Origin of the sequence: Streptomyces davaonensis JCM 4913 (assembly GCF_000349325.1) — a bacterium.
In the GTDB taxonomy this organism is placed as follows: Bacteria; Actinomycetota; Actinomycetes; order Streptomycetales; family Streptomycetaceae; genus Streptomyces; species Streptomyces davaonensis.
In genome coordinates this window covers 6,706,018-6,721,533 of sequence record NC_020504.1, presented here as the reverse complement: position 1 = coordinate 6,721,533, position 15,516 = coordinate 6,706,018, and the positions used below count along the sequence as shown (strand labels likewise).

Genomic DNA, 15,516 nt, shown 5'->3' with positions numbered 1-15,516 from the left:
CGGGGTGGAGGGGCGGCTGCCCGACGGCGAGCAGAACCGGGCGGCCGCTCATTGTCCGGTCTGCCCGGCAGTGGTTGGTGCGGTGCGGGTACGGGGGCACGAGACATGCCTCATCCGTGTGATCAACAGGGATCCGTGTAGATGCGTGGCGACCACACCAGCAGGCTGAGGCGAGTACATTCGGCACATGCCACCCACCAGCACATGCGCCCACGTCGGTCTCGGCCGACGTGGGCTGGATGACCCTCGGGTGTACCTCTGTCCGCCCGGGTTCGGTCACCCTGCGCTCTGACTCGGTCAGAGCAAGCCACCCCACCCCCTTGCTGGAGTGGGGCGGTCTACGTTTGTACGTACGACCCGCCTCTGTCTGGCGCGCGAGGGGAGTCGCACCGTCCTCGTCCTTGCTTGGCAGCGTAGATACCGCTGCACAGTGATCAAGTCCCCCGATCGGGTGATGTGAAACCATGATCGCCGGGGGATGTGGACCTTATGTGTACTCCGGGCACGAGAACGGCCCCCCGGAGATCTCTCCGAAGGGCCGCGCAACCCCAGCTGAGCTCGGGTTTGTCTACCGGTGGGCGCGGACGGTTTCGAACCGCCGACATCCTGCTTGTAAGGCAGGCGCTCTACCACTGAGCTACGCACCCGGGACAGGCCGACAGCCTACATTGTCCCGGGCCCCGTCCCGCAATCCGGTATCTCGGCAGGGGGCGGAGGGTGGCTCACTTCCTGGGGACTGAGCGGAAAGGCGCTCAGCCGCATGCCCCGAGTGGTGTTGGGCATGCTGGTCGCCCGCTTTCGCTCCGTATCCGGGCGGCACGGATCGTGTCCGTGGTCCGGCATGCGGGGGCGGGGTCCCTCACGCCACCGGGTCTCCGGTCCGGCCTGGGCGGTCCGATGCCCCGCACGATCCCTCCGGTCGTGCGGGGGCGGTGCCGTCCGTCGCCGGATCGGGTGCCCGAGGGCGCGTCGTCCGATCGCCACGGCTGCGGCGTCGTGGCGGGTGGTCTTGCGGGTGGAGGTCATCAGCGGCTGCTGCCAGTGCTGTGCACCCCATCGGGAGGTGTACGCCGGATCGACCGCGACGACGGCCAGGTTCTGCTCCGCGGCCATGCAGACGAGGCGAGCCCGGAGTCTGGCAGTGGGAAAGCGGGAGACCAGGCGGCGGAATCGCTTGCCTCGGCCGTGTCGCTCTCGGCTGGTGGAGGCGGTGAAGTCCAGATCCTCTACGGCGATGGCCGCGACCGCACTGCTCCGGGCAGAGTGCAGCAGCCGGGTCAGGGCATGCCGGATCTGGGCGTCTCGGTGCTGGGTGTCGCGGGAGAGGTCGTAGGGGAAGCGTCGTGGCTCGCCGACCGGGTTGCCGTGGCGGTCGAGGTGCCAGGCAGCGAGGTGGTCGTCGTTCATGTCCACGGCGAGCACGCCTTGGGCCAGAGCTGTCCGAAGCGGCGGCGCTGGGGCCGGTGTGCGCTTCCAGGCAGCGGTCAGATACCAGCGACCGCGCACCGGGTCGTGGTGGATGCGGTAGGCCACTGCCCGGTCCGCGAGGATCCGGTCCTGCCACTCCTCGCCCCGGTGGGTGAAGGCGACAGTCGCGGTGGCTGCGTACCGGCCGTGCGGGGCGTTGGCCAGGTGCGCGAGTGCCGCCGGAAGCCGGATCGACAACTGCCCGGTGTCGGTGACGCGGATGGTCTCGTTGCCCCAGCCCTTGCCGGTCTCCCCGTCCGCCGCCAGGAACATCCGGGCCGCCTGCCACAACTCCCGCCAAGCCTCTCGGCTCAGCCCCGCCTCGCCCAGGCGGTGACTCGACCGGGCCAGCCGCTTTCCACCGCGCACCACACGCACCCGGCCCGCCGCCCAGTCCGTCTCCAGGGCGGCCAAGCGGTCCCGGAGGGCGCCCAGGCGACGGGACTTGGCGTGCCACTCGGAGCTGCTGGAGAGGCCACGTACCAGTCCGGCTCGATGGTCGGCCTTGGCGGCCAGCGGGCGGGCCAGCCGTGCCTCGATCCTCGCGATCTCCCGCCGCAGCCACACCAGCTCATCGGCCTGACCACGCCTGGCCAGCGCCCATTGGTCATCCGTCGCCCTGGTGACACTGCCGGCCCACCGCGCCGACGAAGCCCCGGTCAGCGCCCGCTTCCGCGCGGCCCGCGAGTCCGACTCCCCGGCCTGTCGCCGACCGGACCGCGCCCCGAGATCCCTTGAGGCGAGCGAGCCGAGGAACAGTCCCACCTCGGTCAGCACCAGCGCGTCCGCCGAGGACACCCGCAAGCGCGTCCGGATCGCCACCCCGGCAGGACCGGGCACGACGAACGGCGCCGACAACTCCCGCAAGCCGCCCACCGCCCGCCCCCTCCCAACAGCATGAAGATCCTTCATTGCATGCAACGACTGCCACCGGGGAAGGTCACCCGTTCGACACAGGAACTCCGGTCGCAGTCAGGGGCTCCCGGGGGTTATCCCCACCCGAAACCCGGTAGTGGCCCGGATCGTGCGGGTGGGGGCTTGGTTCGTACGGTCGTAGAGGCTCGTGGGAGCTTCTTTGGACTGTTTGGGGGTGGCCGTCGTGGGGCGTGCTGGGCGGGTCGGGGCTGGTGTCGGTGTGGTCGCGTTGCTTGTTGCTGGGCTTGGGGCCTGTGCTGATGCCGGGGAGGACACGGAGCCTGAGCGGCGGTCTTTCGGGATCGAGGGGCAGAGTCTGGTGATCGAGTCCGATGACTCGGCTCTGGAGATCGTGGCTGCTGAGGGGATCCCCGAGGGGGAGGTGCGGGTCACCCGGTGGTTCAAGGGGTCCGTGGTCATGGGGGGTGATCCCAAGGTGACCTGGGAGATGGAGGACGGTCGGCTCAAGCTGCGGATGAAGTGTTCCGGCGTCGTTGCCGACTGTGCCGCCAAGCATTTGATCGAGGTGCCTCGGGGGATCTCCGTGCAGGTTCAGGAAGGGGACGGCAGTGTGCGGGCCCGGGGGTTCGAGGATGCGCTGAACATTCGTACCGGTGATGGGTCTGTGCATGTCACCGACTCCACGGGGCCGCTGCGGGTGCAGACCGGGGACGGGTCCGTGCGGGCCGAGGTCGACTCGCGTGAGGTGCGGGCGCAGACCGGGGACGGGTCGGTGAAGCTCGAACTGGGCGTCGTGCCGGATCTGGTGGAGTCCCGTACCGGGGACGGGTCCGTGACGATCGAGGTGCCCAGGGCGACGTATCGGGTGTCGACCCAGACGGGGGACGGCGGGGTCGATGTGTCCGTGCCTCGGGACGAGGCGAGCGGGCATGTCATCGGTGCGCGTACCGGCGACGGGAAAGTCACGGTCCGAACCGCGAACTAACGGGCCCGTGTGTTCGTCCTTAACCGGTGGGAGAATGACAGCGCCGGGCAGGGCGGACCACAGCACGGGAGAGGGATGTGACGGCGACACCATCGCAGCCGTACTCGCCGTTGGTGCCGCGTGCACCCCGACCCCGTCCCGTACGGCAGGCGCTCGCGGACACCGTCGCCCTTCTCGCCCTGCCCCTGGCCGCCGCGCTCGTGCTGCCCGCCGCGTTCGCCGGCGGCGGCACCCGGCGGTGGTTCGGCGGCCGGGCCGAGAGCCAGCGGGCCGAGGCGCAGGCCGCGAAGGACGATGCCGCGGCCGCGTTCTACGAACTGGACACCGCCCAGCGCGATCTGCGGATCTCGATAGAGACCATCACGGCCGTCGACGACTCACCCGCCGCCCGGCGGGCTGTCAGCGACTTCGAGGCGATCAGCAGGCGTATCGACGAGGTCAGTCATCAGTACATCCAGGCCGTCGACGCCCATGATCTCGACCGGGACGATCTCGAAGCCTCGGCCGCCGTACGCGCGCGTACCGAGCTGAGCAGGGCCAAGGACGCGCTCACCGACGTCAAGCGGGAGCTGGATCGGTTCGGGGACGGTCTCGGGCCGCTGCTCGGCAAGGCGGAGACGCAGTTGGCGCGGCTCGCGCCTGCGGTGGAGCGGGCCCGGCAGGGGTTGCTCGCCGCGTCCAACGCCCTGGACGCCGTACGGTCGTCGGGGTTGAAGGCCGATGATCTCGCGGCGCGGCTTGCGGCGCTGGCTCCTGAGCTGACCCGGTTGAATCAGGGTGCCGGGCAGCATGGTGTGCCGCAGACGCTGGAGCGTGCCGAGCGGGTTGCCCGGGAGGCCGAGGCCGTGCGGGTCGAGGCTGAGCGGTTGCCTGAGCGGGCCGCTGAGATCGATCATCGGCTGGTCTCGCTGCGGACTCGGGCGCAGGCGCTCACCACGCGGTCCGGGCAGGTCGAGCCGGTGCTGAGCGAGTTGCGGCGGCGGTTCACCGCGGCTTGCTGGCAGGACCTTCAGGGGGTGCCCGACCAGGCCGTCGAGAATGTGCGGCAGGCCGAGTTGAAGCTGAAGGAGGCCCAGGCGGCGCGGGACGAGCAGCGGTGGCCGGATGCGACCGCGCTGTTGTCGACGGTTCGGGCGTTGCTCAACTCCACGGACGAGTCCGTGTCCGCCGCCGGGGACCGGCTGCGGCGGCTGAACGCCGTGCAGAAGGATCCTGCCGCCGAGATCGACCGTACGCGGTTCGCGATCCGGGATGCGCAGCGGTTGGCCATGGCCGGGCGGAACACGCCTGATCCTCGGCATGCGCGGCCGTTGGACGACTCGGTGGGGCGGCTGGACCGGGCCGTCGAGACCTTGGAAGGGCGGCATCCGGACTACTGGCACTTCCTCACCGAGTTGGAGGCGGTGCGGCAGACCGTGGCTCGGGTGGTGGCTCAGATCAGGGAGGAGCGGGGCGGGTCCGGCAGTTAATCCGTCGGCATGCCTCGTTTAATCTGTCGGCATGCCTCGTTATGACTATCGGTGCCGGACCTGCGGTGACACGTTCGAAGTCAGCCGTCCCATGGCTCAGTCCTCCGACCCCGCCTCGTGTCCTTCGGGACATGAGGACACGGTGAAGTTGTTGTCGACGGTGGCTGTCGGGGGTACGGCAGCCGCCCCCGCGCGTGCTCCTCAGGCAGGCGGGGGCTGTTGCGGTGGGGGTTGTTGCAGCTGAGCGCTACTTCGGCGCCCTGCACTCCTTCAGGAACTCCCTGAGGATCCTCTCCCCCGCCAGCACTCCCCGCTCCGGCAGCGCCCTGATCTCCGGTGCCGTCCACTCCGCGTCCGCCAGCTCCCCGTGCCCCGGGCGCCAGCCCTTGTCCGCCGCGAGCAGCAGGTCCGCGTCCAGCAGGGAATCGCCTGCCGCGAGTGTCAGGTCCGCGCCCGTGCGTCGCGCCAGTTCGTGCATCGCGGCGCTCTTCGTGAGGGGCTTCGGGACCGCGTAGATCTTGCGGCCCTGGAGGGAGACCGTCCAGCCGCGGTTCTCCGCCCAGGCCGCGAGTTCCTTCACCCAGTCCTCGGGGAGCAGTTCGCGTTCCACGACCAGGTAGGCGAAGAGGTCCTCGGCGACCCGGTGCTTGCGGACCCACATGGGGTCGGCGGTCGCCATCAGGTACTCGCGGATCTCGTCGAGGGGCGCGCACTCGTCGGCGAGGCGGGCGGTGACCCGTGCCTGCCAGTCGGGGTCGGAGACGCCGTCCACCAGGAGGTGGCCGCCGTTGGCGCAGATCGCGTACTTCGGCTGCGGGCCGGGGAGGTTGATGCGCTCGTACTGCTTGCGGGTGCGGGTCGTGGTCGGCACGAACAGCGCCACGTCGCCGAGTTCCGTCAGCAACTGCGAGGCGGTCTCGGTCATGTACGAGAGCGGCTTGGACTCGTGCACCTCCACGCACAGCAGCCTCGGCGCCCGCGCGTCCGGCATGGTCAGTGCGAGGGCCGCGGAGGAGTAGATGAGGGTGCGGTCCAGATCGCTCGCCACAAGTACCGGCATCAGACCGACACCGCCTTGCCGTCGGCGCCCGTCGCGCCCCGCGTGTACTTGGGGTGGATCAACCCCACGCAGGTGTACGGCAGTTCGGCCACTTCTTCCACGGGTACCCCTCTTTGCTCCGCCAGCAGTCGTACGTGGTCCAGGTCGGCGCCGGCCCCTGCCCGCGCCAGGATCTTCCACGGCACCCGCCGCAGCAGCACCCGCGTGGTCTCGCCGACGCCGGGCTTGACGAGGTTCACGTCATGGATGCCGTACTCCTCGCTGATGCGCTCAACCGCCGCCCAGCCTTCCCAGGTCGGCGTCCGGTCGGCCGACAGCAGCTCCTTGGCCTGAGCGTCCACCGCGTCCGCCACCTCGGGGAAGCGCGCGGCCACGGCGTCCAGGAAGTCCACCGACACATCGGCACCGGCGAGTTCGCGGTAGAACTTCGCGCCGTGGAAGTCGTTCGGGCCCACCAGGTCCGCGCGCAGCACGGTACGGGAAATCAGGCCGGACACCGTGGAGTTGAGGCACGCCGACGGGATCAGGTAGTCCTCGCGGGTGCCGTACGTCCGTACGCACGAGCCCGGGTCGGCCAGTACCGCGATCTCCGGGTCGAAGCCGGTGATGCCCTCGGCGGCCTCGAACTCCTCGATGGCGTCGGCCAGTTCGCGGGTGATGGCGCCCTTGCCGGTCCAGCCGTCGACGAAGACGACATCACGCGGGTCGTGGTGGGAGGCGAGCCAGCGCAGAGCGTTGGCGTCGATGCCGCGGCCGCGCACGATGGAGACGGCGTAGTGGGGAAGGTCGAGGCCGTGGCGGTGCTGGGCCCAGCGGCGCATCAGGACGCCCACGGGGGTGCCGGCGCGGGCCAGCGACACCAGCACGGGGCGCGGGGAGCGCTCGGCGAGCACGACCTCCGTCACCGCGCCGACCGCCTGCGCGAGCCGGGACGCGGACTCCTCCAGCGCCGTCTGGAACAGTCCCTGGTACTCGGCGCTCGGCTGGTACTCCACCGGCAGCGACTCCGCGTAGTGCGCGCCACCGCTCTGGATGGCCTCCTCACGCTCCTCGGTCGGCGCCTCCAGGGTGACGTCGGACAGGTCCTGGAGGAGCCAGCCGACCTCCTCCGGGGGGTACGAGGAGAAGGCGGGGCCGCGGAGGGGCTCGGGCAGCATCGAGGGCCTTTCGGGTACGTACAGGGGCTCGGGGACGTAGGAGGGGACGACCACGAGCAGGACGTGCGCAGTGTGCTCCGCGAGCTGGTCCAAGAGGCCGCCGGGGGCGTGCAGTTCGGGGGTGTCGGCGGTGGAGTCGACTACGGCGACGATGGCGTCGAAGTCCGCTCCGGCGACGTTGTAGGCGTAGCGGTCGCCCGGTCCGTCCGCCGGGTTGTCGTGTGCCGGGAAGACGAGGCGGGTGCGGATCGCATAGCCGGGGTCGTCGACCGCGAGAACCGGTGAGCGGGTGGTGGTGGAGTAGCGGATCTCGGTGTCGTCCGTGATCTGCTCCAGCTCGCGGGCCAGGCGGAGGGGGGCGTACATCAGCTCTTCGAAGCCGAGGATGTGCACGCGGTGCGCGTTATCGGGGAGAGCTTCGGCGAGCCTTGCGGCCATGGCGGGGAGGGCGGTTTCCAGGCGTATTCGGTGTGCCTGGGTGAAGCCGTGTCTGCCGCCGTCGGGGAGGCCGTGGGGCCAGTGGAGGTCTACTCGGTTGACTGTTGGCTGCGGGTTGGTGGGGGCTGGTCGCGCCCGCGCGGCGGTAGCCGCAGATTCAACACAGCCCCGCGCCCCTGGGGAGCTTTCGAACTCGGCGACCAACCGTTGCCCTGTCTCCAGCACCCCCTCCGGCAAGCCCACCGTCCCCTTCGCCCCCGCCACCAAGTCCACCCTCGCGCCGATCTCCCGCGCGAACTCCTCCAGTCGCCCCGCGTCCGCCGTCGAGCGCATGTCGACGAGGGCGACCACGACGTACCGGCGCCTCGGGTAGCGCTCGTGCAGGTCGCGGATCGTGTTCAGGACCGTGTTGCCGGTGGAGAACTCGTCGTCGACCAGGACCAGGGGGCCGTCGCCGACCAGCAGGGCCGGGTCCTCGGGCAGCAGCAGGTGCGAGGTCGCGTGGGAGTGGGACTCCTCGAAACCGCCCGCCGGGGCGATGCCGGGGACCGGGCGGCGGGTGGAGTGGAGGTAGGGGGCCGGGCCGAGGCCGTCGGCCACCGAGTGGCCCAGGCCCGTCGCGGTCTCCGCGTAGCCGAGGACGACGGCGTTGGCCGCCTCCTCGGCGCCCAGCAGCTCCCGCACCTGCCGTCCGAGGGCGAAGCCATGGCCGTAGACCACGGCCGGTGACTGCGGGATGTGTTTGCCGAGCACATGGGATACGAGGAGGTGGGCCCGCTTGGGGTTGCGGCGCAGGGCCAGGCCCAGCAGGTCCTTGAGCGTGTCGTCGCCCTTCAGTTCGACCCCGAGCCGCTCGGCGACCCAGGTGCCGGACCAGACCCCGTTGTTCACTGCCTTGTTCATGCGTCCCTTGGTTGTCGGTGGTCAGCCGGGGATTCCGGCGGCGAGCAGCTCCACGAAGCCGACGTCCTCGTTGGCCACTCCGAAGACCTCGGCGCGCAGCAGGGTCCGCTCGGCCCAGGCGCGGTGCGGCTTCACCTCGTTCATCTTGTTCGTGTACGCCGAGCGCAGCACGCCCCCGCCGCCGCTCTCGGGCCGCAGGATGTCCTGGGCGTCGCTGAACTCCTCGTGACTGACGACGGACAGCGCGTGCACGGGCAGGACGTGGGACGGGTGGATGCAGGTCTTGCCGGTGAGGCCGTTGGCCTGGTCGAGGGCGATCTCGCGGAGCAGGCCGTCCATCGCGTGCTCGATGAGGGCCTCGCGCAGTTCCTCGGCCTGGCCCTCCAGGAAGGGGCTGCGGCGCAGCTGGGGCTTGAACATACGTTCCTGCACCCGGAAGTACTCCCACACCGGGCCGGTCACGGTGAACCCGGTGCCGTCGGCGCGGCCGAGCATGTTGACCACGTCGGCGATGACGGAGGCGACGATCTGGACGTCGTACGCCGTCATGTCGGAGGCGCGGCGCAGGCCGTAGGAGGAGCAGAAGTCGGTCACGCCGAGCCGCAGCGCGAGCACTCTTTCACGATACTTGTCGACCGCCCGGAAGATCCCTTCCAGCGTCTCCACCCGGGACTCCCGGAACAGCAGCTCGGGCGACTCCAGCACGGGCATGGCGAACAGCCGGCGTCCGCTCGCCGTCTCGGCGGCCGTCAGCGCCTCCAGGAAGGGGATGCCGCGTTCCTCGGTGAACTTCGGCAGCACGAATCCGGAGAGCAGCTCCACGGCGGTTCCGAGGCGTCGTACCAGGTCGGGGATCTGTTCGGGCGTACGGACCCGGATGAACAGCAGCGGCAGACCCTCCCGCGCGTGTTCCGCGAGGTCGGTGAACTGCCGGACGAGGTTCTCCTCGCCCGCCGCCACGTCCTCGTCGCCGATGGAGTCCTCCAGGCACAGCACCATCGAGACCACGCCGCGCGCCGCCTGCTTGCGGATGTCGTCCGCGAGGCGCGGCCGGGTGGCCGGGCTGTAGAGGGTGGCCCCGAGGGCGGTGGAGAGCAGCCGGGCCGGGGAATCCGCGTCGAACTCGCACGGCTCCCGGTAGAAAAGGCGCTGCCGCACCTCAGGGGCGATGTGCCCGAAATGACGCATAAAACTCCCCCGTGATGGCTGAGCGACCCCTGTGATCTGTTCACAGGTGGCCGGTAATAGTACGTAGATACCCATGTCAGGGGTTCCCGCAGGGCATGAATTTCTGGTAACGCGGGTGCGGAGACCGTCAGCCGATCATGTACCCCCGCGTTGTCGTGATCACTACCGAGAGGGCAGGATGACCGCATGACGCACGCGATGCTGAAGGGGTCGAACGTCCCGCTCGAAGCCACGACCGTACGTGCCGTGCTCCGCTGGACGCCCGGGCAGGGGGTCCCGGATGTCGACGCCTCGGCGCTGCTCCTCGGCCCCGACGGTCGGGTGCGGTCCGACGAGGACTTCGTCTTCTACAACCAGCCCCGTCACCCCTCCGGGAAGGTCTGGCGGCTCGGCAAGAAGCGGGTCGCCGAGGGCCTCACCGACACGATCCAGACAGATCTCTCCGGTGTCGAGCCCGACGTCAGCCAGATTTACCTGGTCGCATCGGCGGAGGGCGCCACTTTCGATCTCGTACGTTCGCTGCGCATCCTGCTGTACGACGCGTCCGAGGCCGACGGCGAGCCGCTGCTGCACTTCGACATCAAGCCGGAGACGGGCCAGGAGACGGCCATGATCTGCGGTGAGCTGTACCGCCGCGGCGAGGGCTGGAAGTTCCGCGCCCTGGGCGAGGGCTATTCCAACGGCCTTCAGGGCCTGGCCACGGACTTCGGCATCATGGTGGACGAGTCGGAGGCGACGGCCCCCGAGGAACCGGCGGAGGAGCCCCGCTCCCAGCCCCTGCCGCCCGAACAGCCCACGACGGCGGTCCCGCCGCAGCCGTCGTACGGCTACCCCCAGACCCCGCCGACGACCCAGCCGGCCTACGGCTACCCCCAGCCCACCAGCCAGCCCGCCCACGGCGGCTACGGCTACCCGCCCCCGGTGACCCCGGCCCCGGTCCCGGCAGGAGATTTCCGCCTGCCGCCACAGGGCCCACAGTTCATCGGGCGGTAAGGAAAACTCCGCTTACAGGGGCGCGGGGAACTGCGCGACAAGCCACGACGAGCCCGCAGCCGCCAACGAAACACCAAGGCACCGAATCCGTGGGCTACCGATCCGCCTTCGCCTTGTATCCCCGCCCCCACTGCAATCCCCACCCGTACAACCGATCAAGCTCGGCCTGGAACCCGTACACGAACTTGACCTCACGCCGAACGACGATCTCCCCCTTCACGTTCTCGATCATCACCACCGCGCACGACCGGGCCAGCGGATGCCGCTCATCAAGACCGATCTCGATCCGCGGCCCATTGCTGGGATACAGCGTGACGGTCGCATGCGTCCGATCGAACGCCGGCGTCTGGTCGTAGATGTACACAAAGACCAGCAACCGCTTGATGTTCTCCCGCTGATCGAGATTGACGTACATCGTCTCGCCCGAGGCCGACCCGAACCGGTCGTCCCCGCTGAGCTTCACGTACGGCGGCGAGTTCACGTCCCCCAGGAACCCCCCGAGCGGCTGGACAACCCCCTTCGTCCCGTCGGCCAGCTCATACAGGCACCCGAGGTCCAGGTCCACGTTGACCATGCTCATGCTGTGCCCGACGACCTCCGGCGGCTTGAGCGCCTTGAACGGATGCCGCAGCAGACTCTCCCGCTGCGGCCCGCCTATGTCGGAGCTGCGCATCCGCCAGTTCAGATTGACCCGCAGATGCCCGGTGGCCGCGTCCTGTTTGGTCAGGGAGACCGTGCCGTGCCGTCTCGTCAGCTCGATCGCGTTGCTCGCCGCACTGCCCGAGTCGAACTGGGCGGCGCGTCCACGCCAGAGCAGCCCGTCCAACAAGCCCATTCCCGCCCCCACACCCACACACGCACTCGGACCATGGCAACGGGGCGGCCGGAGACCCGGCCGCCCCGTCAAGAAGCGTTCCTCACTCGGAGAGGTGTCACACCCCGGACGAGACCTCAGTCTTGTCCGAGGTCTCCGCTTTTCCCTCGGCCTCCGCGAGCGCGCGGTTGCGCCGCACGGAGGACCAGAAGGACCAGCCGATCAGGATGACGCCGATGGAGCCGGTGATGAGCTCGCTGATCTCGTACTGGATGGTGACCAGCAGGATTCCGGCGAGGGCACCGATCGCGTAGTGGGCGCCGTGCTCCAGGTAGACGTAGTCGTCGAGGGTGCCCTGGCGGACCAGGTAGACCGTGAGCGATCGGACGTACATCGCGCCGATGCCGAGACCCAGCGCCATCAGGACGATGTCGTTGGTGATGGCGAAGGCGCCGATCACGCCGTCGAAGGAGAAGGACGCGTCCAGGACCTCGAGGTAGAGGAACATGAAGAACGCGGCCTTGCCGGCCAGGACGACCGCCGAGCGGGGCTTGCCGGTGCGCTCGGCCTCTTCCTCCGCCTCGTGCTCGCGCTCCTCCTCTTCTTCGAGCTTGTCCTCGAAGTAGCCGGAGAGACCGCCGACGATCATGTACGTGATGAGACCGGCGATACCGGAGAGCAGAACCGTCTCTGCCTTGTCCGCCGGGCCGGCGTGCAGGTGCGCGTGGGTCGCGAAGGTCATCGAGGTGATGAGCAGGACGATCAGCGCGACGCAGACCGACAGCATGTCGATCTTGCCCAGCTTGGCCAGCGGGCGCTCCAGCCAGCCGAGCCACTTGATGTCGCGCTCCTCGAAGATGAAGTCGAGGAAGATCATCAGCAGGAACATGCCACCGAAGGCCGCGATCGACGGGTGCGCGTCGGTGACGAGCTGCTCGTACCGGTCCTTGTCGGTGAGTGCGAGGTCGACGGCCTCGATCGGACCCATCGAGGCGGTGACGGCGACGATGACGACAGGGAACACCAGTCGCATACCGAAGACGGCGATCAGCACACCGATGGTGAGGAAGATCTTCTGCCAGAAGGCATTCATCTTCTTCAGGATCCCGGCGTTGACCACTGCGTTGTCGAAAGACAGCGAGATCTCGAGGACGGAGAGGATCGCCACGATGCCGAAGGCGGTCCACCCCCCGTAGAGGACCGCCGCGACGAGGCCGAGCGCGGTGACCGCGAACGACCAGCCGAAGGTTTTCAGAAGCACTGGCTACCCAATCCTGTGTGTACGGGTCTCCCCCGCGCCGTACTCGGCTTTACGAACTTTTGAAGCCGAAGTGTAGTCGGCAGCCCCTCGTTCCCCACCGGGCCCCGGATTTTGCTCATAACGCGTTATGAGACGTTGACCCCGAAGTCCAGGGCGATGCCGCGCAGCCCCGACGCGTACCCCTGCCCGACCGCACGGAACTTCCACTCGCCCTGGTACCGGTAGACCTCGCCGAAGATCATCGCCGTCTCGGTGGAGGCGTCCTCGCTGAGGTCGTAGCGGGCCAGTTCCTGACCGTCGGCCTGGTTCACCACGCGGATGAAGGCGTTGCTGACCTGCCCGAACGTCTGGCCACGCTCATCGGCCATATGGATCGAGACGGGGAAGACGATCTTGTCGCACTGGGCGGGCACCTTGGCGAGGTCGATCAGCAGCGACTCGTCGTCGCCGTCGCCCTCGCCGGTGAGGTTGTCGCCGGTGTGCTCCACGGAGCCGTCCGGGCTCTTGAGCTGGTTGTAGAAGATGAACCACTCATCCCCCATCACCCGTCCGCCGTTGCACATCAGCGCGCTGGCGTCGAGGTCGAAGGGGGCTCCGGTGGTGGAGCGCGCGTCCCAGCCGAGCCCGATCATCACCTGGGTGAGGTTCGGTGCGGCCTTGGACAGGGAGACATTGCCCCCCTTGGCGAGCGTGACGCCCATGATGCTGGTCCTCCCCGGGTCGAGCTTCTTTGGTTGTTTCCCTGCGCGTCCGGCGCCGCACGCAAACCGTGCGGCGCCGGGCGGGTTGGAGCGCGGATTACTGCCGGGTTCAGACGTTGACGCCGAAGTCCTGCGCGATACCGCGCAGGCCCGAGGCGTAGCCCTGGCCGATGGCGCGGAACTTCCACTCCGCGCCGTGGCGGTAGAGCTCACCGAAGACCATGGCGGTCTCGGTGGAGGCGTCCTCGCTGAGGTCGTAGCGGGCGATCTCCGCCTCGCCGGCCTGGTTCACGACGCGGATGAACGCGTTGCGCACCTGGCCGAAGGACTGCTGGCGGTTCTCGGCGTCGTAGATCGACACCGGGAAGACGATCTTCTCGACGTCAGCCGGGACACCGACGAGGTTGATCTTGATCTGCTCGTCGTCGCCCTCGCCCTCACCGGTGAGGTTGTCACCGGTGTGTTCGACGGAGCCGTCCGGGCTCTTGAGGTTGTTGAAGAAGATGAAGTGCGCGTCGCTCGCGACCTTGCCGGACGAGTTCAGCAGCAGTGCGCTGGCGTCCAGGTCGAAGTCGGTGCCGGTGGTGGTGCGGATGTCCCACCCCAGACCGACGATGACCGCAGTGAGGCCAGGGGCCTCCTTGGTCAGCGATACGTTGCCGCCCTTGCTGAGGCTGACTCCCACGAGTCCTCCATAGATGTCCAGGGGCGGGGAGCCCCGCCATGCGTTTGATACCGGATCAACGTATCGATCCTAGTGACGGGTTCCCGTAGCCCGAAGGCCTTGGTACCCAAGAATCACAGGGTGTCGAGCGCCGCGACGTACTCGTTCAGGTCACGGGCGTCCGGCAGACCGTTGACGACGGTCCAGCGGACGACGCCCTCCTTGTCGATGACGAAGGTGCCGCGCACCGCGCAGCCCTTGTCCTCGGCGAAGACACCGTAGGCGCGGGAGACCTCGCCGTGCGGCCAGAAGTCGCTCAGCAGGGGGTACTCGAAGCCCTCCTGCTCGGCGAAGACCCGCAGGGTGGGCACGGAGTCGTTGGACACGGCGAGCAGCTGGGTGTCGCGGTCCGCGAACCTCGGCAGGTTGTCCCGCAGCTCGCACAGCTCGCCGGTGCAGACACCGGTGAAGGCGAACGGGTAGAAGAGCAGCACGACGTTCTTCTGGCCGCGGAAGTCGGACAGCTTCACGGTCTTGCCGTGGTTGTCCTTGAGCTCGAAGTCGGGGGCTTTGGCGCCGACCTGGATGGCCATTACCGGCATGTCCCTTCGGTGGGCTGTTCGGGTGGTCGCAACCACCCTACGCAGTGATCGCGAAGGGCCCGCGGACGGGCTGACCGAAGCCAGCCCGTCCGGTGTGTCCGGGGAGGGTCACTTCTTGGCGGACTTGGCCGCCTTCGGCGTCACCAGACGGCTGCCGCTCCAGTCCTTGCCGACGCTGACGCTCTTGGACGCGGACAGTCCGGCCGTCGTGGCGGCTTCGGAGATGTCGCTCGGCTCGACGTAGCCGTCGCGTCCGGTCTTCGGCGTCAGCAGCAGGATCGAGCCGCCTTCCTCGATGTACGTGGTGGCGTCCACCAGCGCATCCGTCAGGTCGCCGTCGTCGTCGCGGAACCACAGCACCACGGCATCGGCGACGTCGTCGTAGTCCTCGTCCACGAGGTCGCTGCCGATGACTTCCTCAATGGCCTCGCGGAGTTCCTGGTCTACGTCTTCGTCGTAGCCGATCTCCTGGACCACCTGCTCGGGCTGGAAACCCAGCCTGACGGCAGGGTTGGTCCGCTCCTCCGCGTGGTCCGCGGTCGCGCTCACGGGTTGCCTCCTGATCATGTCTTCGGGAATAACTCGGCCGCGCGCGTGCGCGTGGCGTTGGCCGTAGTCCACACGGGCGGGGCGGATCGCGCAAGTACCCGGCCGTTCAGACCGCCGAAACGGTGACGTTCCGGGCCGTGTCACCGCAACTGCCGTCATGGCGTCACACCCCAAGGTGACACACGCCACACCGTTCTGCCCTCTTTGCGCTTTTGGGAACCCTCCGGGGGGACCAGGCTTGGATTACCTCGCAGTAGAGATGACGTTTGGCGTCCCGAGGTACACGATGGGGAACGGCGCAGACAGAGCAAAACCCCCAGAAACAAGCCTCGAAGCAAGCCCCACGCACCAGCCCGACGCACCAGCCCGAAGCAAGCCCCGAAAACCAG

14 protein-coding genes and 1 tRNA gene are annotated in these 15,516 nt (G+C 68.8%); 4 read left to right on the top strand and 11 right to left on the bottom strand.

Annotated elements, in window-relative coordinates; translation table 11 throughout:
- Positions 1 to 575: 575 nt before the first annotated feature.
- Together BN159_RS29680 and BN159_RS29675 are read right to left on the bottom strand one after the other, a co-directional pair.
- Positions 576 to 647 (bottom strand) — tRNA-Val (locus BN159_RS29680).
- Positions 648 to 663: 16 nt separating this feature from the next.
- On the bottom strand, positions 664 to 2,343 hold the full coding sequence (locus BN159_RS29675) for a transposase (RefSeq protein ID WP_015660707.1): 1,680 nt from the start codon (positions 2,341 to 2,343) through the stop codon (positions 664 to 666).
- A gap of 223 nt (positions 2,344 to 2,566) precedes the next feature.
- Here BN159_RS29675 and BN159_RS29670 point away from each other — a divergent pair, with 223 nt between their 5' ends.
- The 3 genes from BN159_RS29670 to BN159_RS44305 all read left to right on the top strand — a co-directional run bounded on the left by BN159_RS29670 (position 2,567) and on the right by BN159_RS44305 (position 5,041).
- Positions 2,567 to 3,328 (top strand): DUF4097 family beta strand repeat-containing protein, encoded by a 762-nt coding sequence (locus tag BN159_RS29670; protein WP_041822008.1) that lies wholly within the window; start codon positions 2,567 to 2,569, stop codon positions 3,326 to 3,328.
- A 77-nt stretch (positions 3,329 to 3,405) separates the two neighbouring features.
- Positions 3,406 to 4,797, top strand: a complete 1,392-nt coding sequence (locus tag BN159_RS29665) for a hypothetical protein (protein WP_015660705.1) — start codon at positions 3,406 to 3,408, stop codon at positions 4,795 to 4,797.
- 31 nt (positions 4,798 to 4,828) lie between these two features.
- The gene (locus BN159_RS44305; RefSeq protein WP_041820010.1) at positions 4,829 to 5,041 is read left to right on the top strand and encodes an FmdB family zinc ribbon protein; all 213 of its coding nucleotides are present in this window, start codon (positions 4,829 to 4,831) and stop codon (positions 5,039 to 5,041) included.
- Between the two features lie 3 nt (positions 5,042 to 5,044).
- On the opposite strand, the gene BN159_RS29655 is transcribed toward BN159_RS44305, so the two are convergent.
- From BN159_RS29655 to BN159_RS29645, 3 genes are read right to left on the bottom strand one after another with little or no spacing between them, the layout of a single operon-like run.
- A complete protein-coding gene (locus BN159_RS29655; RefSeq protein ID WP_015660704.1) occupies positions 5,045 to 5,857 on the bottom strand; it encodes an HAD family hydrolase in 813 nt (270 codons plus the stop codon).
- Positions 5,857 to 8,355, bottom strand: a complete 2,499-nt coding sequence (locus BN159_RS29650) for a phosphoribosyltransferase (protein ID WP_015660703.1) — start codon at positions 8,353 to 8,355, stop codon at positions 5,857 to 5,859. Before BN159_RS29650 ends, BN159_RS29655 begins: the two co-directional genes overlap by 1 nt.
- A gap of 21 nt (positions 8,356 to 8,376) precedes the next feature.
- Positions 8,377 to 9,543, bottom strand: a complete 1,167-nt coding sequence (locus BN159_RS29645) for an HpcH/HpaI aldolase/citrate lyase family protein (protein WP_015660702.1) — start codon at positions 9,541 to 9,543, stop codon at positions 8,377 to 8,379.
- Between the two features lie 186 nt (positions 9,544 to 9,729).
- Between BN159_RS29645 and BN159_RS29640 the strand changes: the two genes are divergently transcribed.
- Positions 9,730 to 10,536 carry a TerD family protein gene (locus tag BN159_RS29640; RefSeq protein ID WP_015660701.1) on the top strand — a complete coding sequence of 269 codons (807 nt, stop codon included), beginning with the start codon at positions 9,730 to 9,732 and terminating at the stop codon, positions 10,534 to 10,536.
- 94 nt (positions 10,537 to 10,630) lie between these two features.
- Here the strand turns inward: BN159_RS29640 and BN159_RS29635 are convergent, their stop codons facing one another.
- The 6 genes from BN159_RS29635 to BN159_RS29610 all read right to left on the bottom strand — a co-directional run bounded on the left by BN159_RS29635 (position 10,631) and on the right by BN159_RS29610 (position 15,127).
- The gene (locus tag BN159_RS29635) at positions 10,631 to 11,371 is read right to left on the bottom strand and encodes a TerD family protein (RefSeq protein ID WP_015660700.1); all 741 of its coding nucleotides are present in this window, start codon (positions 11,369 to 11,371) and stop codon (positions 10,631 to 10,633) included.
- Positions 11,372 to 11,468: 97 nt separating this feature from the next.
- Positions 11,469 to 12,611: a DUF475 domain-containing protein gene (locus BN159_RS29630; protein WP_015660699.1), complete on the bottom strand. Its 1,143-nt coding sequence runs from the start codon at positions 12,609 to 12,611 to the stop codon at positions 11,469 to 11,471.
- A 125-nt stretch (positions 12,612 to 12,736) separates the two neighbouring features.
- Entirely contained in the window at positions 12,737 to 13,312 is a 576-nt protein-coding gene (locus tag BN159_RS29625) for a TerD family protein (protein ID WP_015660698.1), read from the bottom strand.
- 109 nt (positions 13,313 to 13,421) lie between these two features.
- A complete protein-coding gene (locus BN159_RS29620; RefSeq protein WP_015660697.1) occupies positions 13,422 to 13,997 on the bottom strand; it encodes a calcium homeostasis/redox stress adaptation protein in 576 nt (191 codons plus the stop codon).
- Positions 13,998 to 14,110: 113 nt separating this feature from the next.
- On the bottom strand, positions 14,111 to 14,569 hold the full coding sequence (locus tag BN159_RS29615) for a peroxiredoxin (RefSeq protein WP_015660696.1): 459 nt from the start codon (positions 14,567 to 14,569) through the stop codon (positions 14,111 to 14,113).
- Between the two features lie 117 nt (positions 14,570 to 14,686).
- Entirely contained in the window at positions 14,687 to 15,127 is a 441-nt protein-coding gene (locus tag BN159_RS29610; RefSeq protein ID WP_015660695.1) for a DUF3052 domain-containing protein, read from the bottom strand.
- Between the last annotated feature and the right edge of the window lie 389 nt (positions 15,128 to 15,516).

Excerpts from the sequence above, each read along its gene's own strand:
- BN159_RS44305 (WP_041820010.1), top strand. The coding sequence starts at position 4,829 with ATGCCTCGTTATGACTATCGGTGCCGGACCTGCGGTGACACGTTCGAA.
- BN159_RS29655 (WP_015660704.1), bottom strand. The coding sequence starts at position 5,857 with ATGCCGGTACTTGTGGCGAGCGATCTGGACCGCACCCTCATCTACTCC.
- BN159_RS29650 (WP_015660703.1), bottom strand. The coding sequence starts at position 8,355 with ATGAACAAGGCAGTGAACAACGGGGTCTGGTCCGGCACCTGGGTCGCC.
- BN159_RS29645 (WP_015660702.1), bottom strand. The coding sequence starts at position 9,543 with ATGCGTCATTTCGGGCACATCGCCCCTGAGGTGCGGCAGCGCCTTTTC.
- BN159_RS29640 (WP_015660701.1), top strand. The coding sequence starts at position 9,730 with ATGACGCACGCGATGCTGAAGGGGTCGAACGTCCCGCTCGAAGCCACG.
- BN159_RS29635 (WP_015660700.1), bottom strand. The coding sequence starts at position 11,371 with ATGGGCTTGTTGGACGGGCTGCTCTGGCGTGGACGCGCCGCCCAGTTC.
- BN159_RS29625 (WP_015660698.1), bottom strand. The coding sequence starts at position 13,312 with ATGGGCGTCACGCTCGCCAAGGGGGGCAATGTCTCCCTGTCCAAGGCC.
- BN159_RS29615 (WP_015660696.1), bottom strand. The coding sequence starts at position 14,569 with ATGGCCATCCAGGTCGGCGCCAAAGCCCCCGACTTCGAGCTCAAGGAC.